The 20,871-nt window shown below is 72.1% G+C and carries 18 protein-coding genes; 7 read left to right on the forward strand and 11 right to left on the reverse strand.

Features of this window, described 5'->3' with window-relative positions; translation table 11 throughout:
• Window positions 1–21: 21 nt before the first annotated feature.
• Window positions 22–4,032 (reverse strand): carboxypeptidase regulatory-like domain-containing protein, encoded by a 4,011-nt coding sequence (locus tag ACFV9Q_RS15370; protein WP_377235112.1) that lies wholly within the window; start codon window positions 4,030–4,032, stop codon window positions 22–24.
• Window positions 4,033–4,511: 479 nt separating this feature from the next.
• Here ACFV9Q_RS15370 and ACFV9Q_RS15375 point away from each other — a divergent pair, with 479 nt between their 5' ends.
• A complete protein-coding gene (locus ACFV9Q_RS15375) occupies window positions 4,512–5,315 on the forward strand; it encodes a winged helix-turn-helix domain-containing protein (RefSeq protein WP_377235113.1) in 804 nt (267 codons plus the stop codon).
• Between the two features lie 33 nt (window positions 5,316–5,348).
• Here the strand turns inward: ACFV9Q_RS15375 and ACFV9Q_RS15380 are convergent, their stop codons facing one another.
• On the reverse strand, window positions 5,349–6,692 hold the full coding sequence (locus ACFV9Q_RS15380) for an MATE family efflux transporter (RefSeq protein ID WP_377235114.1): 1,344 nt from the start codon (window positions 6,690–6,692) through the stop codon (window positions 5,349–5,351).
• Window positions 6,693–7,073: 381 nt separating this feature from the next.
• Between ACFV9Q_RS15380 and dnaB the strand changes: the two genes are divergently transcribed.
• On the forward strand, window positions 7,074–8,438 hold the full coding sequence (dnaB, locus tag ACFV9Q_RS15385; RefSeq protein ID WP_285101714.1) for a replicative DNA helicase: 1,365 nt from the start codon (window positions 7,074–7,076) through the stop codon (window positions 8,436–8,438).
• A 3-nt stretch (window positions 8,439–8,441) separates the two neighbouring features.
• Here dnaB and ACFV9Q_RS15390 read toward each other — a convergent pair whose 3' ends face one another.
• Window positions 8,442–8,801 carry an MmcQ/YjbR family DNA-binding protein gene (locus ACFV9Q_RS15390; RefSeq protein ID WP_377235115.1) on the reverse strand — a complete coding sequence of 120 codons (360 nt, stop codon included), beginning with the start codon at window positions 8,799–8,801 and terminating at the stop codon, window positions 8,442–8,444.
• 201 nt (window positions 8,802–9,002) lie between these two features.
• Here ACFV9Q_RS15390 and ACFV9Q_RS15395 point away from each other — a divergent pair, with 201 nt between their 5' ends.
• Together ACFV9Q_RS15395 and ACFV9Q_RS15400 are read left to right on the forward strand one after the other, a co-directional pair.
• Entirely contained in the window at window positions 9,003–10,193 is a 1,191-nt protein-coding gene (locus ACFV9Q_RS15395) for an AI-2E family transporter (RefSeq protein ID WP_377235116.1), read from the forward strand.
• Between the two features lie 41 nt (window positions 10,194–10,234).
• Window positions 10,235–11,512: a cytochrome P450 gene (locus ACFV9Q_RS15400; RefSeq protein WP_377235117.1), complete on the forward strand. Its 1,278-nt coding sequence runs from the start codon at window positions 10,235–10,237 to the stop codon at window positions 11,510–11,512.
• A gap of 39 nt (window positions 11,513–11,551) precedes the next feature.
• On the opposite strand, the gene ACFV9Q_RS15405 is transcribed toward ACFV9Q_RS15400, so the two are convergent.
• Both ACFV9Q_RS15405 and ACFV9Q_RS15410 read right to left on the reverse strand, forming a co-directional pair.
• A complete protein-coding gene (locus ACFV9Q_RS15405) occupies window positions 11,552–12,757 on the reverse strand; it encodes a cytochrome P450 (protein WP_377235118.1) in 1,206 nt (401 codons plus the stop codon).
• Window positions 12,758–12,846: 89 nt separating this feature from the next.
• Window positions 12,847–13,779 carry an alpha/beta hydrolase gene (locus ACFV9Q_RS15410; RefSeq protein WP_377235119.1) on the reverse strand — a complete coding sequence of 311 codons (933 nt, stop codon included), beginning with the start codon at window positions 13,777–13,779 and terminating at the stop codon, window positions 12,847–12,849.
• Between the two features lie 104 nt (window positions 13,780–13,883).
• Between ACFV9Q_RS15410 and ACFV9Q_RS15415 the strand changes: the two genes are divergently transcribed.
• Together ACFV9Q_RS15415 and ACFV9Q_RS15420 are read left to right on the forward strand one after the other, a co-directional pair.
• Window positions 13,884–14,771 carry a helix-turn-helix domain-containing protein gene (locus tag ACFV9Q_RS15415; protein ID WP_377235120.1) on the forward strand — a complete coding sequence of 296 codons (888 nt, stop codon included), beginning with the start codon at window positions 13,884–13,886 and terminating at the stop codon, window positions 14,769–14,771.
• Window positions 14,768–15,145 (forward strand): DUF2255 family protein, encoded by a 378-nt coding sequence (locus ACFV9Q_RS15420; protein WP_377235121.1) that lies wholly within the window; start codon window positions 14,768–14,770, stop codon window positions 15,143–15,145. Before ACFV9Q_RS15415 ends, ACFV9Q_RS15420 begins: the two co-directional genes overlap by 4 nt.
• A 34-nt stretch (window positions 15,146–15,179) precedes the next feature.
• Here the strand turns inward: ACFV9Q_RS15420 and ACFV9Q_RS15425 are convergent, their stop codons facing one another.
• A complete protein-coding gene (locus ACFV9Q_RS15425; RefSeq protein WP_377235122.1) occupies window positions 15,180–15,698 on the reverse strand; it encodes a GNAT family N-acetyltransferase in 519 nt (172 codons plus the stop codon).
• Between the two features lie 54 nt (window positions 15,699–15,752).
• Here ACFV9Q_RS15425 and ACFV9Q_RS15430 point away from each other — a divergent pair, with 54 nt between their 5' ends.
• Window positions 15,753–16,343 (forward strand): TetR/AcrR family transcriptional regulator, encoded by a 591-nt coding sequence (locus ACFV9Q_RS15430; protein WP_377235123.1) that lies wholly within the window; start codon window positions 15,753–15,755, stop codon window positions 16,341–16,343.
• Here ACFV9Q_RS15430 and ACFV9Q_RS15435 read toward each other — a convergent pair.
• The 5 genes from ACFV9Q_RS15435 to ACFV9Q_RS15455 form a co-directional block, all read right to left on the reverse strand.
• Complete coding sequence (locus ACFV9Q_RS15435) at window positions 16,318–17,190, reverse strand: alpha/beta fold hydrolase (RefSeq protein ID WP_377235124.1); 873 nt, start codon at window positions 17,188–17,190, stop codon at window positions 16,318–16,320. The genes ACFV9Q_RS15430 and ACFV9Q_RS15435 overlap by 26 nt on opposite strands.
• A gap of 28 nt (window positions 17,191–17,218) precedes the next feature.
• Entirely contained in the window at window positions 17,219–17,635 is a 417-nt protein-coding gene (locus ACFV9Q_RS15440; protein ID WP_377229095.1) for a VOC family protein, read from the reverse strand.
• A gap of 162 nt (window positions 17,636–17,797) precedes the next feature.
• Entirely contained in the window at window positions 17,798–18,406 is a 609-nt protein-coding gene (locus tag ACFV9Q_RS15445) for a DinB family protein (RefSeq protein WP_377229096.1), read from the reverse strand.
• A gap of 59 nt (window positions 18,407–18,465) precedes the next feature.
• Entirely contained in the window at window positions 18,466–19,611 is a 1,146-nt protein-coding gene (locus ACFV9Q_RS15450; protein WP_377235125.1) for an RDD family protein, read from the reverse strand.
• Window positions 19,612–19,662: 51 nt separating this feature from the next.
• On the reverse strand, window positions 19,663–20,778 hold the full coding sequence (locus tag ACFV9Q_RS15455; protein WP_377235174.1) for a mannonate dehydratase: 1,116 nt from the start codon (window positions 20,776–20,778) through the stop codon (window positions 19,663–19,665).
• Window positions 20,779–20,871 lie beyond the last annotated feature (93 nt).

The following is a 20,871-nucleotide window of genomic DNA, read 5'->3' on the forward strand; positions in this document are numbered from 1 at the left end:
CCTGTTTCGCGAGACCGCCTGTTACAGCGCGGTCAGCCCGAAGTTGTAGACCGTGGTCTGGCCCGCGATGATCTGGGCCTTCTTGGTCGCCGGGACGAACCCGTCGGCCGAGACGGTCACCTGCAGCGGGGCGTTGGACTTCTGCATCCAGTACGAGTACGTACCTTCGGCGTCGGTCCGCAGCACCACGTCGTACGAGACACCGTCGAGGGCCACCACCGCGTCCTCGATCGGCGCACCGCCGCCGCTCACCGTGCCCGTGATCTTGCCCCAGCCCGCGGGCGCCTTCACCGACATGGTCGCCGTCACCGGGGTGACGTCGTACGGCGTGTTGTTACCGATGTTGATGGACGCCGTGTAGGTGCCCGGCTGGTCGACGGCGGCCGTGATGGTCGCCACCGCCGTCACGCTCTTGCCCGGCGCCAGGGTGAACGACGGCGGCTGGACGTCCAGCCACTCGACGCCACCACCGCTGCCGGCCACCTCACCGGTCACGTCGATGACCAGGTTGGAGTCCGGGAAGCCCAGGCTGTCGGCGGTCGTCGGCTCCGGGGTACCGCAGCCGTCCGAGGCGAGGTAGGTCGGGCTGGTCTCCGCGGCGGGGTTGCCGCCCACGTAGATGGCCGTGCCCGCGACCTCGACCACGAGGATGTCGTCCGGGGCGATGGTCGCCGAGGCGTCGATCGGCACCGTGTACCAGGAGCCGAAGTCGTCGGTCACGGTGACCTGGCCCGACCCGATCGGGGTCAGGTTGGCGTACGTGAACGCGCCCGACAGCGTGTAGAGGGTGACCGTTGCCGTGGTCGACGGCGTGGCCACCTCCTGGATCCCGAACGTGACGCTGGTCGGCTGGAAGCCGGCCGTGATGCCGAAGTCACCCGGGGTGTAGGTGCGCAGCAGCTTGGTGACACCCGACGGGCAGGCCACCGAGCTCGCCGCGACGATCTCGTGCGAGGTCGAGTGCGACAGGACGACCTCGTCGGCAGCCACGTCCGGGTAGGCCGCCGCGGCGACCTGGCCCGTGGCGACGCCGGCGGAAGCGCTGCTGCGCAGGCCGGTGAGCTTGCTGCCGCCGGACGAGAACGGCAGCTTGGCCGCCGTCGCCTTGCCCTGGACACCCTTCACGACGCCGCTCGTCGACGCGGTGTCGCCACCGAGCACGACGTACTCGCCGCCACGCGCAGCCAGGTCCACCTCGGCCGGCGCGGAGCCGGTGTTGGTGATCTTGATGTTGCGCGAGGCGGAGCCGCCGATCGCCAGGCTGGCGTCGATGGCGGTCTTCGAGACCGTCAGCTTGCCGGCCTTGAGCTGGGCGCTCACGGTGACGTCGGAGCCCTCGCCGACCACGGATGCGGTCTTGGTGGCCGACTGGTAGTCGTCCGCCGCGATCTCGACCGAGTAGTCACCCAGGCTCACCAGGGTGGAGTAGGTGCCGTCCGCCGCGGTGGTCGCGGTGACCTCCGTGCCGTCCGCCGAGGTCAGGGTGACGTCGGCGCCCTCGATCGGCTCCTGCGTGTTGAAGTCCTCGACCACGCCCGCCACGGTGGCGACCGGCGGGGCGTCGAACGCGATCGACAGGCCCTCCGACAGCACCGGGGAGTTGTACGAGAACTGCGTGGCGACGGTACCGGCGGCGTTCTCCACACCGATGGTGGCCGAGCTGCCCTTCGCGCCGGCGGTGTCGGTCACGGCGCCGTACCCGAAGGTCACGTCACCGTTGGCCAGCAGCGTCACCGAGAAGTTCAGCCGGTCGGTCGCGGTGTCGTACTTCCGGATGTTGCGCCACTCCAGCACGTAGGCGTCCACGCCGTCGACCGTGGTCGTCGCCGAGTACAGGCCGGCGGCCGAGTCGAGGTTGAGGTCGTCCCAGTACGGGTAGAGCGCCGCGTTGGGCACGGCCGCCGACGGGATCGTCGTGTTGGCGTACGCGTTGGTGGCGGCCAGGAAGTTGATGTGGCCGTTGGTCGTCACGAACGCCCGGGCGTACTCCTCGCCGTAGAACGGGAAGGAGAACGGCAGGTTCACGGACGTCGACGCGTCGTCGCCCGACAGGGTCACGAGGGTGTCGCCCTGGCGGTAGTCGGCGGTCGTGACCGAGCACGAGTAGCCGCCGGCGTCGACGTTCGGGACGATGTCGATGTCCACGTCCTCCGCGCCGTCGACCACGAGCTCGCCGTCGTAAGGAGCGGCGCAACCGCCCAGCTGGACGGACAGGGAGTAGGTGCCCTCGGGCACGTCGGCGAACGCGAACGTGCCGTCCGCACCGGTCGTGACCGGCTCGTACGGTGAGCCGCGGAGCGTGACCGGCGTGCCGGCGACCGGCTCACCGGACCCCTCGAGCTGGACCGTACCCGTGACGGCGTGCCGCGGGGCCGACTCCAGGGTGATGGCGACCGTCTCGGCCTGGTCCACGTCCACCGTCACGGCGGCGGGCGCCGAGGTGAGGTAGCCGAAGGCCGAGGCCGACACGCTGTAGTCGCCGGCGAGGACCGTCGCCGACCAGGCGCCGGACTCGTCCGTGGAGACCGTCCGGTCCCGCTCGCCGTCGACGACGACCGACGCGTTGGCGATCGGCGTGCCGGAGGCGTCCGCGACGGTGCCCGAGACGGTGCCGGTACCGGCGGTCGGAGCAGCCTCCACGAGCGCGGCGACGTCGAGCTTGCCCTCGCCCCAGACGTTGTTGCGCTCCGGGGTACCACCGCAGGAGAGGTCCTCGGTGTCGATGGCGGTCTCGTCGAGGAGCGCGATGGTGCCCTCGATGTCGCCGACCAGCGACGGAGCGGCGCTCCACAGCAGCGCGATGGCGCCCGCGAGGTGCGGGGTGGCCATGGACGTGCCGCTGAAGTTCGCGTAACCACCACCGGGGATGGAGGAGCGCACGTTCACGCCCGGGGCCGCGATGTTCGGCAGCAGGGTGCCCTCACGCCCCGGACCACGCGCCGAGAACGACGCGATGGCGCCGTTCACGTCGAACGCGCCGACCGAGTAGGTGTGCGTGAACGAGCCGGGGAACCGGCCCGACTCACAGGACGGCCCCTCGTTGCCGCCGGCCCAGGCACCGAAGATGCCCGCGGCGTTCCAGGCCTGCGTCTCGGCGCTCATCCAGTCCTCGGGCAGGTCGACGCCCGGCGGGATGCCCCACGAGTTGCTGACCACGTGCGGCCGCTTCGACGGGTCCGCGTCGCTGCCGTCCGCGCGGGTCGGGGCGAGGAACCACTGCGCGTTGGCGAGGTAGTCGTCCCAGGCACAGCCGGCGTTGTCGATGCAGTTCGCCGCGATCCAGGTGGCGTCGGGTGCGACGCCGATCTGGTTGGCGCCCGTGCCGCCGACGATGGTGCCCATGGTGTGGGTACCGTGCTGGCCGGAGTCGCAGGGTGCGCCGCCGTCGCAGGTGTCGGGGATGTCGAAGTAGTTGTAGTCGTTGTCGTACGTACCGTCGGCGTTGTACCCGCGGTACTTGCTCTGCAGCGCCGGGTGGGTGGCGTCCACGCCGGTGTCGAAGTTCGCCACCACGATGCCGGAGCCGGTGTAGCCCTGCTCCCACACCTCGGGTGCGTTGATCGCGTCGAGGCCCCACTCGACGGCGGCCGCGGTCTTCTCGCCGGACGGCGTCTTCTCGACCGGCTTCTCGTACTGCATCGTGATCTGCTCGTGGATGCCGGCGACCGTGCTGCTGGACGCGAGGCTCTCGGCGAGCGCGAGCGAGCCGTCGTCGACGAAGATCGCGTTGTTGATCCAGTAGCTCTGGAAGTCCGCGCCGGCCGCCGTCAGCTCCTTGGCCACCGAGGCCTGGGACTTCTTGGCCGTGGCGTGCAGCGCGTCGTAGACGAACTGACCGCGCTCGTCCCAGTCGGCGATGTCCTCGGCCGGTGCCAGGTCCGCCTGGTCCGTGAACTGGATCCAGAAGTCCGCGGTCTTCTTGTCCTCGAGCTGGGTGAGGACCTTGGCGCTGAGCTTCTCCTCGGGCTCGTCGGCGGCGGCAAGGGTGGTCGTCGGGACGGTCTGGGCGAGCGCTGCTGGCGCAACGGTCACCGCTGAGGTTGCCAGGAGTGCGAGCGCCGTTGTGACGGCGGTCGTCGCCCTCCCTGCAATTTTCCTGCGACGGTACATGGGGCCTCCATGCTCGGGCGCACCCGCTGCGATGCGGCGGGAGCGCGCGACGGCGATCCACTTGCTGTGGATCGCCCCCTACCGTCTGCTGGACGCCTCCTGGGAACAAGGTCGGTTCACGGTCGAGCAAAGGTCAGTTTCCGGTCAAGACACGGGCGAAGCCCGACGGCTGCCCTTGTCAAGAGCCCGGAATCAATTTCACCCCAAGAGCTGTAAAGTTCACCCTATATGACTTCAATTGACGCAATACCGTCACCCGGGCGGGAATGCGCCATATCCCGCACGCAACGGGCAGGTAACGAAAAATTGACCCACGCGGTACGACTCGGGGGCAAACTGGCGCGCGCCGGCCAGGTTTAACCCGGTCCGCGTCTGAACGGTCGACCATGGAGGGCGAGTCAATGACGCACGACCCCGCACCAGGATCCACCCCCGGCCTCGTCGTCTGCGTGGGCCTCCCCTCCGACCAGATCATCGAGATCGCCCGGCTCCTGCGCGGCCAGGCCACGGTGCTCGCCACGCCCGACGCCGACGGGGCACGCGCCGTGCTCACCCAGCAGACCGCGCCGCGGCGCCCCGGCGACGCACCCTGGCGCGGCCTCGGAACGCAGCCCGAGCGGTTCGACAACCCGGGCCCGGCGGAGGAGCGGTCCTACGGCCGGCACCTCTCCGGGCACCCGACCGACCGACTCCCGGACAACCTCACCGACCCGGCGGTACACCCCGCCCCGGAGTTCCTGCCCGCACACTGGACGTCGTCCCCCGTGCTGCCGGTGGCGACGATCCCCGCGCCGGCCCGTCCGGCGACCGGCACGATGCCGGTCGTCACCGAGGCGATGCGGCCCGTCACGGGTCCGGTTCCTGCCGTCACGGGCGCCATCCCGATGGTCGCGCCGCCCACGCTCGAACCGCTGGTGGCCGGGCCGCTGCTCGTGGACCTCGCCGCGCGCGAGGTCACGGCGCTGGGCCGGCGCGTGTACCTGTCGGCGCGGGAGTTCGACCTGCTCGCGACGCTCGCCCTGGAGGCCGGGCGGGTGTGGTCGTTCGCCGAGCTCACGGCACGGGTGTGGCAGCTGCCCTACCTCGGTGACTCCGACCCGGTGACGTCCGCGGTCAAGCGGCTGCGCAAGCGGCTCGCGCCGGTGCGCGACGTCGAGGTCGCGTCGGTTCGGGGCGTGGGCTACCGGCTCAAGGTGTGGGCCTGACCTGCGCCCGGCCGGGCGAGGCCGCGCCGGGCCTCACGCCCCCGTCACCAGCCAGCGGTCACCGCGTGCGCGCCAGCCGGTGGTCACGGCGCGCGCGGCCATGAACACGCCGGCGAACGCGAGCCAGAGCCAGGCGAGCCCGCGTGCGCCGTCGGGCGCCCAGGCGGCGACCGCGAGCGCGAACGGGAGATAGACGACGAGCGTGGCCATGCCCGCCCAGGCGAGGTAGCGGCCGTCGCCGGCGCCGATGAGGACGCCGTCGAGCACGAAGACCCAGCCCGCCATCGGCATGAGCACGCCGCACACGGCGATGCCGAGGGCGATGGCGACGCGGACGTCGGGGTCGGGCGAGAAGAGGGGCGCGATCCACCAGCCGGCGGCCGCGAGGAGCAGGCCGATCACGGCTCCCGCGCCCACGCCCCACTGCAGGCAGCGGCGCAGCACGCCCCGGACGTGGCCGACGTCGCCGGCCCCGAGACCGTGTCCCACCAGCGCCTGTGCGGCGATGGCGAGCGCGTCGAGCGCGAACGCCGCGAGGCCCCACAGCGAGCTCACCACCTGGTGCCCGGCGAGCGCGACGTCGCCGAGGCCGGTCGCGACCACCACGGTGACCAGGATGGCGGCGCGCAGACTGAGGGTGCGGACCATCAGCGGAGCGCCGGCGCGGGCGCCCGACAGGATGCCGGCGCGGTGGGGGCGCAGGCTCGCGCCGCGCCGCCGGGCGCCGCGCACCACGATCACGCCCAGCACGACGGCCATGAGGAGCTGGGTGATCGCCGTCCCGAGGCCCGACCCGGCGATCCCCATCCCCACGCCGTACACGAGCGCGATGTTGAGCACCGTGTTGAGCACGGCTCCCGCGGCGGCGACGAACAGGGGCGTGCGTGTGTCGCGCAGGCCACGCAGCACACCGGTCGCGGCCTGGACCACGAGCATCCCGGCGAGCCCCGGCGCGGACCACCGCAGGTAGGTCACGGCATGGTGCGCGACGTCGCCGTGGGCACCCAGGGCGGTCACGGTCAGCGGGGCGGCGAGCAGCAGGATCACGACGAGGACCACCCCGATCCCGAGCGCGAGCCACATCCCGTCGATGCCGGACTGCAGGGCCTGGCGTTCCCGGCCCGCCCCGGTCAGCCGGGCCACCGAGGCGGTGGTGGTGTAGGCGAGGAAGACGCACAGCCCGACGAGCGTGAGCAGCACGTTGCTCGCGAGCGAGAGCCCCGCGAGCTGGGCCGTGCCGAGGTGGCCCACGACCGCGCTGTCCACGAGGACGAAGACGGGTTCGGCGATCAGGGCGCCGAGGGCGGGTACCGCAAGGGCGAGGATCTCCCGGTCGACGGACCGCGGGGAACCGGGGGTGTGGCGAGGCTCGCCCAACTTTCTTTCCTCCACAGGCTGGGGGTTACGTCGACGCAGGTCAGAGGGCATGTCGATGTTTTACACAGGGGTTATCCACAACTGGGGACAGGGTTGTCCACCCGCTGTACACAGCCTGGGCCACCTTTCCACATGGATGTGCACAGGCTTGTCCACAGGTCTCGTTGCGCTCGGGTTCGCGGGGGCCTAGCGTCAGCGGAGCTAGCTTGCTGGTCTGATTTCCGGGGACTGTCGTGCACGACACAAAGGCGTGTCGGTGCCGATGTCCCGAGAGTGTCGGTGGCGAGGAGTAGAACAGGTGTAGGACATCGACCGGACGCACGCGTAGCGTGTGCCCGGGCGTCACGGGATGTCACAAGATCAGGAAGGCTGGAGGCGCGGATGTCGATCGAGGAGCTCGAGTCGAGCTACTCCGGCGGGAGCCCCGGCCTCGACCGGACGCCGCCGCAGGACGTCCCCGCGGAGATGAGCGTGCTGGGCGGCATGCTGCTGTCCAAGGACGCGATCGCGGACGTGATCGAGCAGATCCGCGGCAACGACTTCTACCGGCCCGCGCACGAGGCCATCTACGACGCGATCATCGACCTCTACGGCCGCGGCGAGCCCGCCGACGCCATCACCGTGGTCGCCGAGCTGCAGCGCCGGGGCGAGCACGCCCGCGTGGGCGGCGCCCCGTACATCCACGACCTCATGGCGGGCGTGCCCACGGCCGCCAACGCCGGGTACTACGCCAAGATCGTGCGCGAGCGCGCCATCATGCGCCGCCTCGTGGAGGCCGGCACCCGCATCGTGCAGATGGGCTACGCCACCGACGGCGGCGAGGTGGACGACGTCGTCAACAACGCGCAGGCCGAGGTCTACGCCGTGACCGAGCGGCGCGCGTCCGAGGACTACCTGCCGCTGGCCGAGATCATCGGGCCGACCTTCGACGAGATCGACGCCGCGCAGGGCCGCGGCGAGGGGCTCACCGGCGTGCCGACGGGCTACTCCGACTTCGACCGCCTGACCAACGGCCTGCACGGCGGCCAGATGATCGTCGTGGCCGCCAGGCCTGCTGTGGGAAAGTCCGTTTTGGGCATTAATGTCGCATCTCATGCGGCCATTCACCACGACATGGCCTCCGTCATCTTCTCCCTGGAGATGAGCCGCAACGAGATCGTCATGCGAATGCTCGCCGCCGAGGCCCGCGTGCCGCTCACCAAGATGCGCAGCGGCAACATGGACGACGGCGACTGGCAGAAACTCGCCGCCACCATGGGCAAGGTCTCCGACGCCCCGCTGTTCATCGACGACTCGCCGAACATGTCGCTGATGGAGATCCGCGCCAAGTGCCGGCGTCTCAAGCAGAAGCACGACCTCAAGCTGGTGGTCATCGACTATCTCCAGCTCATGTCGTCCGGCAAGCGCGTCGAGTCGCGTCAGCAGGAGGTCTCCGAGTTCTCGCGGTCGCTCAAGCTGCTCGCGAAGGAGCTCGAGGTGCCCGTGATCGCCATCTCGCAGCTGAACCGTGGCGCCGAGCAGCGCAGCGACAAGAAACCGCAGATGTCTGATTTGCGGGAATCTGGGTCAATTGAGCAGGATGCCGACGTCGTGATCCTGCTGCACCGCGAGGACGCCTACGAGAAGGAGTCGCCGCGCGCCGGCGAGGCCGACCTCATCGTGGCCAAGCACCGTAACGGCCCCACCGACGTGATCACCGTGGCATTCCAGGGCCACTACCAGCGGTTCGTCGACATGCAGGTCTGACGGTCAGTCGGCGTCGGCAGGATGTGCGGCGTCGTAGGCGCGGAAGACCTTCTGGGGCACGACCATGCGCCACGCGTCGACGACGAGCTCACGGGCCTCCTCCGGGTCCAGGGCGGCGAGGTCGGCGTGCACCCAGTTGAAGCGCATGTCCGACGCGGAGGGCAGCTGGAACGTCGTCGGATCGCTCGCGACGAGGGCCGCCCGCTCCTCCTTCGGGAAGGCGAAGCCCATCACCGACTCGTCGAGCGAGAACGCCACGTAGACGAGCTGACCGACGCGGAACTTCAGGCGGCCGCGCACGTACACCTCGTAGGACCGTTCCAGGCTGGTGCCCAGCGGCCGGACATCGTCGATCTCCGCCATACCTGACTCCGCTCGTCGCGCTCAGAGCGTCGACGACCGTGGCGGTCCGGACTCATCGATCGCCAGGAAACCGATCAGGACCGACCAGTACCGACGGACCGGGCGCGCCGTCGCGCGACCTGGGCGCGGCCGCAATACCGTCGGCATGTCCGGCGCCGCCGGACCCAGCACACGCTGGACCCCGTACGAGGAGGACAGCCGATGGGTCTCTTCGGCCGCCGCGCACCGCGCCCCGCCGGCACGGACACGCAGGACCGGGCGACCGGGCACGCCGCGCCCGTCGAGAGCCCGGCGTCCCGGCTGTGGTCGGACGGGTTCGGCCGCGTCGGCACCCGGGCGTTGCAGATCCTCGCGGTCGTCGCGATCATCGCCGTCTTCGGATACGTGGGCACCCGCCTGACCCTCGTCGTCATCCCGGTGCTCATCGCGCTCGTGCTGGCGGCGGCCATCTCCCCGCTGGTGTCGTACCTGCGCCGTCACGGGTGGCCCTCGCTGCTGGCCACGTGGGTCTCGCTCCTGGGCCTGGTCGCGCTGCTGTCCGGGATCGTGTGGCTCGTGGTGCGCGCCGTTGCGGACCAGTGGGAAGAGCTGGGCCGGCAGGCGCTCGACGGGTTCGACTCCCTCGAGACGTACGTCCAGAACCTGCCCTTCGAGATCACCGACGAGCAGATCGCGTCGGTGCGGGAGTCCGCGCTGAACCTGCTGCAGTCCGACACCGTGGGCTCCGGCGCCATCGCGGGCGTCTCCCAGACCGCCGACTTCATCGCGGGCTTCTTCATCATGATCGTCGTCCTGTTCTTCTTCCTGAAGGACGGCCCGGCGATGTGGGAGTTCCTGCTGCGGCCGTTCGAGGGCCACCGGTACGAGCGCGGGCAGCGCGTGGGCGCCGCGACCGTCAGCACGCTCGGCGGCTACGTGCGCGGCACGGCGATCGTGGCGCTGGTCGACGCGATCGGGATCGGGATCGGCCTCGCGATCGTTGGCGTGCCGCTCGTCGTCCCGCTGTCCGTGCTCGTCTTCCTGCTCGCGTTCATCCCCCTGGTCGGCGCCACCCTCGCCGGCATCATCGCGGCCCTGGTCACGCTCGTCGCGGTCGGACCGGTCGAGGCGCTGATCGTCGTCGCCATCGTGGTCGCCGTGAACCAGCTCGAGGGCGACTTCCTCCAGCCGATCGTCATGGGCCGGACCCTGCGCCTGCACCCGCTCGTCATCCTGTTCGCCCTGACCGCGGGGACCGTGCTCGCCGGGATCACCGGCGCCGTCCTCGCCGTGCCGGTCGCCGCGTCGATCTGGCGCGCGATCCAGGTGTGGGACGGGCCTGACCTGCCGGCCCGCTTCGCCCGGCAGAAGCGGCCCGAGACGGTGACCGGACTTCGAGATGAGAAATCCTGAGGCCTTCCGGCATGCATGACCGTCGTGGTCAGATGTCGCCCATGATCCCGCAGACGACCCGGAGCACGGCCTCGCTGGAGAGCCACACCGGGCTCACCTCCCTCACCGAGATCACCAGCAGCCCGGACCCGCAGGAGCACTACGCCCGGCTCCGCGCGCAGTGGGGCCCCGTGGCGCCGATCGAGATCGAGCGCAAGGACGACGTCGTGATCCCGGCATGGCTGGTCCTGGGCCACTCCGAGAACTGTCACGTGATGCGCTCCGAGTTCGACTTCAGCCGGAACGCGGCCAACTGGCGGTGGAACGCCGAGAACCTGCTGCCCGCCGGCACGGCGATCGGCATCTACACCCCGGCGCAGCCGCGCCCGACGGCGTTCTACCACGACGGCGAGGAGCGCAAGCGGCTGCGCGAGCCGCTGGACGACGCCCTGGCGGCCCTCGACGAGCGGGTGGTCCGTGAGCGGACCACGGACATGTGCGAGCGCGTCATCGACCGGATGGGCCCGTCCGGGAGCGGGGACCTGGTGAAGGCGTACTGCCGGCCCATCGGGTTCCTCGCGATGACCACCACGCTGGGGTTCGACCTGGAGACCGGGGCCATGCTCATGGCCGACGCCGCGGCCGTGGTGAGCGGCGACGGCGACCAGGTCGCACAGGCCCAGGCGAACACGGCGGCGATCGTCCTGGAGCACATCCGCCGGCGGCGGGAGACCGGCGGGGAGGACCTGGTCTCGTACCTCGCGGTCCACAAGAACTTCGCGCACGACGGCGAGATCGCCAGCAGCTCGATCGTGCCCGTCAGCGCGGCGGCCATCTTCCTCACCGCGTGGATCACGCAGACGCTGCACCAGATCCTGACGGACCGGAGCCTCGCCGCCCGGGTCGCGGGCGGCCGCCTCACGCTCGACGGCACGCTCGACGAGGTGCTGTGGCGCAGGTCCCCCATCGCCCAGTCGCCCGCGCCGCGGTTCGCCCTCACGGACATGGACCTCGGCGGGCACCGGATCCGCAAGGGCGACGCCCTGGTCCTGGCGATCGCAGCGGCGAACCGGGATCCGGCCGTACACACCGACGACGTGTGGGACGAGGTCGACAACCGCTCCCACCTGTCCTGGGGCACCGGGCCGCACGCCTGCCCGGCACCCCGGCTGGCCCGGCTGATCGCCCGCACCGCCGTCGACCAGCTCCTGCGGCACATGGACGTGCAGCTCACCGGGTCGCCCGACGACCTGCCCTGGGCGTCGTCGGCGTGGGTGCGGCACGCCGAGCGGCTCCCCGTGACCTGGCAGGCCGCCGACCACGGCGTGGTCGGCGGCTGACGTCCGGGGCCGGCACCCGGCGGCCGGCCCGACGGTGCGTCAGCCCGCGCGCTCGGCGCCCAGCACGGCCGGCAGCCGGGCCGGGCCGTTGGCGACGAACCCGGGCACCTGGCCGTGGTCGCCGTCCGGCTCGGCGAGCCGCAGGTCGGGGAAGCGCTCGAACAGCGCGGGCAGGGCGGTCTCGGCCTCCAGCCGGGCCAGCGGCTCGCCGACGCAGTGGTGCGCGCCGGCGCCGAACGCCAGGTGCGTCCGGTCGGCGCGCGCCGGGTCGAACACCGCGGCGTCCTGGTGCACGGTCTCGTCGCGCCCCGGGGCGCCGAAGACGGCGATGATCGGGTCGCCCTTGCTGATCGCCACCCCGCCGAGCTCCAGGTCCTCGACGGCGAAGCGGAGCGGGATGTAGATCACCGGCGGCGCCACGCGCAGCGTCTCGTCGACCACGGCGGACCACGTGACCTCGCCGGCGCGGACCGCGGCGAGCACGTGCGGGTGGGTCAGCAGGAGGTGGACGGCGGAGGCCAGCAGGTTCACGGTGGTCTCGTGGCCGGCGACCAGCATCAGGTTGCTCGTGGAGACCGCCTCGTCGTCGGCCAGCTCGGCCGCGACCGTGCTGATCAGGTCCTCGGCCGGGTCCGCCCGCTTGTCGCGGACGAGCGCGCCGAGCAGCTCGCGCAGCTCGGCCTGCGCGGCGCCCTGCGCCTCGCGCGTGGCCCCGGTGTTGATCAGGGTGTCGGCGCACCGGCGCATGTCCTGCCGCTGTTCGTCGGGGACGCCGAGCAGGTCGCAGATCACCTCGACCGGGATCGACGAGGCGAACACCTCGCGCAGGTCCACGACCGCGCCGTCGGCGCCCTTCGCGGCGAGCTCGTCGAGGGTCGCGGTGACGGCGGCCGTGACGCGCGGCTCCATCGCGCGCGTCCGGCGCGCCGTGAACCCGCGCGCCACGACCTTGCGCATCGCGCGGTGCGTGCTGCCGTAGGCGTTGAACATCGACGCGCCGGTGACCCAGGTGTACAGGGGCCACTGCGGCGTGATCTCGCCGTCGACCAGCGCCGTCCAGTGCTGGCGCGAGTCCTTCGAGACCCGCGGGTCGACCAGCATCGGGCGCAGCAGGCCCAGGTCGGTCACGGCCCACGCCTCCACGCCGCCCGGCAGCGCGACCCGCGTCACCGGCCCCCGCTCCCGCAGCCGCGCGACCTCTTCGAGCGGTGCCCTTCCAGCGGCATCCAGGACCAGGGTCTCCACGGGCACTCCTCACACCGAACGGGCAGGTCAGGCCACAGTCTTTGCCGTGATGCCCGCTTTGTCCACGCCGGCGGCCGCTCGGCGGACGGCTAGGCGGTAGCGAGCTCCCGGGCGAAGAACCCGGTCAGCTTCTCGACGACCGGACCCACGAACTCGGGCCTGTCGTAGAGGTCGACGTGGCTGGCCCCCTCGACCCAGTGGAGCTCCTTGGGCTCGTGTGCCTCGGCGAAGGCCAGGGTGCCCATGTGCCTGGTGACCGCCTCCGTCCCCTGCACGACGAGCAGCGGACGCGGCGCGATCAGGCCCACGAACCGGAACTGGTCGGACGTCGCGATGCGGTCCACGCTCGACCAGGTGAACTCCGTGGCGGAACGCGGGTGCGCGCCGCGCTCCGTGCGGTAGTACTCGAAGCCCTCGAAGCCGTGCCGGCCGCCGAGCGCCCGGGCCTCCTCCGCGGTCTCCGGGAAGACCGGGAACATGCCGGTGCCCTCGCCGCGCGCCTCCGCGGTGCGGGCGGCCGCGGCGGCGTCGAGCATCCCCTGGACCACGGCCGGGGGCTGGGAGCCGTCGGCGCCCTCGCGGAACTGGCGCCCGACGTCGACGCCGCTCACGGTGGCCAGCGCCCGCACCCGGTGGTCGCCCGCGGTCGCCGCGATGCCGTAACCGCCGGAGGCGCAGATGCCGAGCATCCCGATCCGCCCGGCGTCCACCTCGGGGCGGGTGGCGAGGTACGAGACCGCCGCCTTGAGGTCCTCGACGCGGTGGGCGGGATCCTCGAGCCCGCGCGGCAGCCCGCCGCTCTCGCCCTGGAAGGCGGCGTCGAAGGCGAGGGTCACGAAGCCCTGCTCGGCCAGGCGCGCCGCGTACGTCCCGGCGGTCTGCTCCTTGACGCCCGTCCCGGGGTGGCCGACGACGACCGCGGGGAGCGGGGCGGTGCCGGCGGCGCCGTCGGACGAGGGAAGGTAGAGGTGGCCGGCGAGGGAGATGCCGGCGCTGTCGAAGGTGACGTCTGTTCGGTTCATGCGACCAGGTTGTGCCGCCCGCTCGCACCGCAACAGCGTCGGGTTCCTGCCGGGGAAGGATCCTGCCCTCCCACACCGCCCCGGCCGCTCGCAGAATGGTCCGTATGACCCCACCCGTCGATCCGGACGAGCTCGGCGCGTTCCTCAAGGCACGCCGGGCCGAGCTCGACCCCCACGCCGCCGGCCTCCCCGAGACCCTGTCCCGCCGCAAGGTGCCCGGGCTGCGCCGGGAGGAGGTGGCCCAGCTCGCGGCGATCAGCGTGGACTACTACACCCGCCTCGAACAGGGGCGCGTCGCCGCGTCCGCGTCGGTGCTCGCCACGCTCTCGTCGGCCCTCCGCCTCGACGAGGACCAGCAGCGCTACCTCTACGAGATCGCCGGCAAGGCCGATGCCCGGCCCCGGCGCCGCCGGGCGCGGCAGGCCCTGCGCCCCGCGATGCGGCGGCTGCTCGACCGGCTCACCGACACGCCGGCGATCGTGCTCGGCAAGCGCATGGACGTCCTCGCCTGGAACGCCGCCGCGGTCGCCCTCTTCATCGACTTCGGCGAGATCCCCGCCGGGCGACGCAACTACGTCCGCCTGCTCTTCACCGACCCGACCGTCCGCGCGCTCAACGTCAAGTGGGAGCACGACGCGCGGGACGCCGTCGCCGCACTGCGCATGGAGGCCGCCGCCGACCCCGACGACCCCGAGCTCGCCCGGCTCGTCGGGGAGCTCGCCGTGGTCGACCCCGACTTCCGTCGCTGGTGGGCCGAGCACCGCGTGAACAGCGCCACGTACGGCACCAAGCAGTACCGGCACCGCGTGGTCGGCGACCTGACGCTCGACTGCGACACCTGGTCCAGCCCCGACGGCAGCGGGCAGCGGCTGATGGTGCTCACCGCCGAGGCGGGCTCGCCGTCCGACGAGGCGCTGCGGATCCTGGCCTCCTGGACGGCGGACGCGACGGCAGAGGCCGGCACCACGACGACCGCGAAGGACGCGCGATGACCACCTGGATCGCACCCACGCCGGAGGCGCTCCGCGACGCGCCGTCGCTGCACCTCTCCGCCGGGCCCGCCGGCTCCGTCGATCCCGACGCCCCCGGCGCCCCGGAGGTGGAGGTCGGCATGGTCCTCGCCGACGGCGAGCTCTACGTCCGAGCCCAGCGGGGCACGACGTCGCAGTGGTACCGCGCCGCGGTCAGCCACGGATCCGGACGGGTCCGGGTGGCCGGCGAGACCGTCGCGGTGCGGTTCGAGCCCGCCGGGCCGGAGGTCGCGCCGGCGGTCGACACGGCCTACCGGAGCAAGTACGGGTCGCTCGCGTCCTTCGCCGTCGGCGGGGCTGCCCGCGCCGCGACCCTGCGCATCTCGCCGGCGTGACCGGCCGGCACGCCGTCACCGGCAGACCGGCGCCTCACCCCGCGCGCGGCAGGTCCAGCACCCAGTTCTGACCCACGAGGTCGTGGCCGAAGCTGTGGTGCCGTTCCTCGTCGGCGAGCGTGAAGCCGACGGCCTCGTAGATGTGCCGCGCCGACGCGAGCACGTCGTTGGTCCACAGGGTCACGCGCTCGTACCCGGCCCCGCGCGCGAACGTCAGGCACTCCCCGACGAGCAGACGGCCCAGCCCCAGCCCGCGGGCCTCCGGCGCGACGAGCAGGATGCGGAGCTTGGCGACTCCCGGCGCGTCGCCGGCCACCAGGAACACGCAGCCGGCGCGCTCGCCCTCGACCTCGGCGATCCACGCCGCCTCGGTGCGGGGGTCGTGGTCCGCGGCGTAGTCGGCGACGATCCGGGCGACGAGGGCCTCGAAGTCCGTGTCCCAGCCGAACTGGCGGTGGTAGCTCTCGCCGTGCGCCATCACCACCCAGCCCAGGTCGCCGGGCTGGTCGGCGCGACGCACCCGCACCTCGGGCCGCCGGTCTCGCTGCTCCATGCTGTCCTCCCGCTGCTACTGACACGACTGTTTCAGTAGCACTAGGCTAACCCCATGCCCGACGTCGAACCAGGTCCGTCCGCACGCCAGGTCGAGCTGCTGGAGGCCGCATACGCGTACGCGCTGGCCAACGGCCTGGCCGACCTCTCCCTGCGCCCCCTGGCCACGGCCATCGGGTCGAGCCCGCGCGTGCTGATGTTCCTGTGGGGCAGCAAGGACGGCCTGATCAGGGCGCTCCTGCGGCGGGCGCGGGAGGACGAGCTGGCGTTCCTGTCCCGCCTCGACCCGGCCGACGGCGGCGCGCCCCAGGACCTGGCCGGGGCCGTCGAGCTGGTCTGGTCCTGGCTGGCCGCCGCCGAGCACCGGCCGCTGCTGCGCCTGTGGGCCGAGGCCTATGCCCGCTCGCTCGTGGAACCTGGCGGGCCCTGGGCGGGGTTCGCGCGCACCACGGTGGACGACTGGCTCGCGGTCCTGTCCGCTCGCCAGCCCGCGCCCGAGCGGGACGCCCCGGACGGCGCGGCGCGGCGCACGCTCGCGCTCGCCGTGCTCCGGGGCGCCCTGCTCGACCTGCTCGCCACCGACGACGAGCCCCGGGTCACCGGGGCCGTCACCCTCCAGCTCAGCCTGCTGCGGGCGCCCCGCTGAGCCCGGCCGCGAGCCCGGCCAGCACCTCGGCCGCCGCCCGCGGCCGGACCAGCCACGACAGGTGGCTGGAGCTGAGGGTGTGCACGTCGTACGGGTTGCCGGGCGTGAGGGCGTCGCCCTCGCGGATCATCCGGTCCTGCATCGCGGGCGGGATGCTCGTGTCGGCGTCGAGGCGCACGTAGGACCGGGGGATCGTGCCCCAGGTCTCCGCCTGGGCCCGGTCGTCCGGCGTGCCGACGTCGAGGTTCTCGTCCGGCTGGAACGTGGCGAGGAACGCGCGGAGCTCGTCGTCGGTGCCGTCCGCGAGGAACGCCTCCTTGAGGCCGGCAAGCACCGCCGGGTCGGCCGTGCGGAAGTTGGCACGCAGCACGCCCAGCGCCGCCGGGTCGCCCGCGAGCACGGCCGCGAGCGCCCCCGCGTCGACGTCGGCCATCTCGGGCTGGGCGTAGTAGGCGCCGGCGTCGAGGTCCACGGGGGCCCAGGCGGAGACGTAGACGATCCGGTCGACCAGGTCGGGGCGGGCGTTGCCGACGGCGGTCAGCGTCATGCCGCCCCGGCTGTGGCCGACGAGGATCACGGGGCCGTTCTTCTTCGCGCGTTCGAGGACCTCGATGACGTGTGCCGCGTTGTCGGCGAGGGTCACGCCCTTGATGACGCCGGGCGTGGTGGCGAGGCCGGCCGGGTCCTGCGGCGCCTGGTAGGCGGCCGGGTAGGTGGCCTCGAACCCGTGGCCGGGCAGGTCGACGGCCGCGGAGCGGTGCCCGTGCAGGGCGAGCTCGGCCTGGAGCGGCGCGAACGAGAACGAGTTGGCGAAGGCGCCATGGACCAGTACGAACGTGGGAGACATGGCGCCAGATGCTACCCAGGCGGCCCGGTCAGCCGCCGGGATTTTCGAGGAACGCCTCCATGCCGCCGCCGTCGGCGAGGCCGATGATGTTGCCGGCCGGGTCGGTGAACCAGGCGCCGTCGCCTCCTTCCATGAATCCGCGCACGATGCCCTTCTCGTCCTGGTCGAACCCTTCGTAGTGCTGGAAGGTCACGCCCTTGGCGGCGAGCTCGTCGACCACCTCGTCGACGTCGTCGACCGTCAGGTGCATGACGGTGAACGGCGCGGGGACGTGGTCGTCCTTCTGGTAGACGAAGACGGCGGCGCCGTCGCCGAGGTCGAGCACGATGCCGGCCCCCTCGTCCAGGGTCGACACACTCATCCCGAGCGTGTCGGCGTAGAACGCGCGCACCGCGTCGATGTCGTTCGCCGCGAACGTCGGCAGCACATTTCGCACGTTGACCATCGCAGTCTCACTCCTTCGTGATCACCGGCGACCGCACGGCGTTTTCCCGTCGGGAGCGCCGGACCCTTTCCACACTGCCACCGTCGTGCGCGGGCGCAAGCGGCCGGCGGGAGTCGGCCCGGACATCACCCGCGGGCCTTTTCGCCCCTGGGCGGACGCCGGCTACTGGCCCACGCGCCCGTCGACCCGTTCGCGCAGGAGGTCGGCGTGGCCGCAGTGCCGCGCGTACTCGACGATGTGCCCGAGCACGCCGTCCCGTACCTGCAGGTCGCCACCCTCGGGCCCGAAGTCGGACACGCCGGTGTTCCAGCTCGCGAGGTCGGTGACGCCGTCCAGGTACCGGTCGGTGGCCGCCATCTCGGTGTGCCACTGCCGCCAGGCGTCGTCGACGACGGCCGGGTCGGCGACGGCGCCGGTCCAGTCGCCGTCGCGGTCCTCCTCGGTGCGGTACAGGGACGGCGCGTCCTCGCCGGCCAGGACGCGGCGCAGGTGTCGCTCCCCGTCGGTGAGGTGCCGGACCAGCCCGAGCAGCGACATGGTGGACGGCGGCGCGGAACGGCGGGCGAGCTGCTCGGCGTCGAGCCCCGCGCACTTCATCTCCAGCGTGAGCCGGTAGTAGCGCAGGTAGTCGAGCAGCATGCCGCGCTCGTCGGTGACCGGGGTGTCGGTCTCACGCGGGTCGTCGTCGGGGTCGGTCCACATGTCGGGGAAGACGGTGGCGCTGGTCCAGCGGGTGGTCTCGGGCTCTTCGGCCTGTTCGTGGGTCTCCATCTGCCCAGGGTGGACCGTGCCGGCGCGGCGGGCCATGGGATTTCGGCGCCGGGTGGTGGCTAGGGCGCGGTCCAGGTCGGCGCGCCGCCGCACGCCGCGAGCTCCGCGCCGTCGGCAAGGAGGCGCACGTCGAACCACCTGCCGGCGTCGACGTCGAGGTCGGAGCCCGGTCCGGTGAGCCTGACCTCGGCGTTGTGCCAGTCCTCGCCGGCGGCGACGATCCGGGTGTGCATGAACCCGGCGTCGTCCTCCCAGGTCTCGGCGCTGCCCGTGCCGATGTCCCAGGACCCGGAGACGACCGGTTCCTCGCCGGGTCCTGGCCGCACGTCGAGCTCGACCCGGTAGCTGGTGCCGCGCGCCGACGGGTCGACGGTCCACGCGATCATCGCGCCCGGGCTGACCGAACGGGTCTCCCGGACTGTCCACAGCCGGCGGTCCTGGTTGGTCGACACGGACGCGGCCGGCGTGATCTCCCCGCCGGTCAGAGCCGGTCCGACGTTCTCCAGCCGGCACGGGCCCGCGGCGACCAGGCTCTCGCCGCCGCTGCTGCTGATCGGCACGCAGTAGCCGAGCCCGAGCACGCAGGTGACGGCAGCCGCCACGTACACGGCGGTGCGCGGCCGCCGCGGGAGGTCGAGGCCCTCGCTCACCACGACGGTCCGGACGACGGAGTCGGCAAAGGTCTGCCGCTTCGCGTGCCACAGCGGTCGCAGATAGCCGATCAGGAGGATCGCGTCGAGCACGTGCAGTACCCAGCGCGCCAGGGTCCGCCACAGCCCGGCCGGCCGGTGCTCGCCCTCCCGGACGACCCTGATGCCGACCACCAGCTTGCCCGGCGTCCACCCCGTCAGCGCCTGGAGCACCAGCAGTGCCGCGAGGACCGCCACCGGGATCAGGACGAGCGGGCCGCGCCCCCAGCTCCCGGTACCGGCCGCGCCGAACACGGGCGTGAGCGTGACGGGGGAGAAGCCCGACCCGAGCGCGAGCCAGGTGACCCCGGCCAGGACCGCGTCGTCGAGGATCGCCGCGACCACCCGCTGGCCCCACGTGGCGTACGCCGGTCCGTCGACGGCTACCGGTGCGGCCGGTGTGGCCGCGGCGTCCGGCACGACGTCTGGCGCGACGTCTGGCGCGACGACGACGCCGGACGCTGCTTCAGCGGACGGCGCGCCACCGTCCGCCCGGGGCCCCTCGCTGCTCTCCATCCCCGGATGATGACAGCGAAAACGACCCCGGGCCAGGAATCAGCCCTGGTATCAGCCCTGGTAGCGGTACGCGTCCCAGGCGCCGAGCAGGTACTGGATACCCAGCGCCCGGTCGTAGAGGCCGTACCCGGGGCGCGGCTTGTTCGTGGTGTTCTCGTCCCACAGGTGGCGGCCGTGGTCGGGCCGGATGTAGCCCTCGTACCCGGCCTCGGCGTAGGCCTTCATGATGCCGGTGGTGTCGACGCTGCCCTCGCACGCCCGGTGCGCCACCTCGGTGAAGTCACCGTTGTCGAAGTGCTTGATGTTGCGCACGTGCGAGAAGTGGATGCGGTCCATGAACGTCTTCACCGCGTCGACGGGGTCCTGCTCCGGGTTGGCGGAGAAGCTGCCGAGGCACAGGGTGAGGCCGTTGTACGGGCTCGGGTTCAGGTCGAGCACCCGCGCGATGCCCTCCTTGGTCGAGACCACGCGCGGCCAGCCGAAGACGTCGAAGGGCGGGTCGTCCGGGTGCACGCCGAGCTTCACGTCGACCTCCTCGCAGGTGGGGATCACCGCGTCGAGGAAGTACTTGTAGTTGGCGTACATGTCGTCGTGGGTCACGCCCTCGTACGCCGCGTTGAGCTCGCTGAAGCTCGCCAGCCGCTCCGGCTCCCAGCCCGGCAGGGTGAGCCCGTGCGTGTTCTTCTCCATGTCGGCGATCAGGCTCTCGGGCGACATCTTGTCGACCACGGCCTTCTCGTAGAACAGCGCGGTCGAGCCGTCCGGCAGCGGGTGCCACAGGTCGGTGCGCAGCCAGTCGAAGACGGGCATGAAGTTGTAGCAGACCACCTTCACGCCCGACTGCCCGAGGCGGCGGATCGTCGTGATGTAGTTCTCGATCGCCTCGTCGCGGCTCAGCCCGAGCACGGTCCGGCCCAGCTTGATCGACTCGTGCACGTTGACGGACTCGACCACCTCGGCGTCGAACGTCTTCGTGACACCCTTCGCGCGCGCCTCGTCCGACAGGCCCGTGATCTTCGCGATCTCGGCGTCGATCTCCGCCTGCTCCCACACCTCGCCGGCCTGCTTGTGGTGCAGGCTCCACACGATGGTCTCCACACCAGGGATCTGGCGCACGTGATCCAGCGTCACGGTGTCGTTGCCCTCGCCGTACCAGCGGAAGCCCATCTTCACAGCGGTTCTCCTCGTCGTCGTTGTCCAGCCGCTCTTGTATACATCATGCCCGCCCCGGCGAGCGGGACGGGCATGATGCTCACTCAG

Origin of the sequence: Promicromonospora sp. NPDC059942 (assembly GCF_042731755.1) — a bacterium.
Taxonomy (GTDB): domain Bacteria; phylum Actinomycetota; class Actinomycetes; order Actinomycetales; family Cellulomonadaceae; genus Promicromonospora.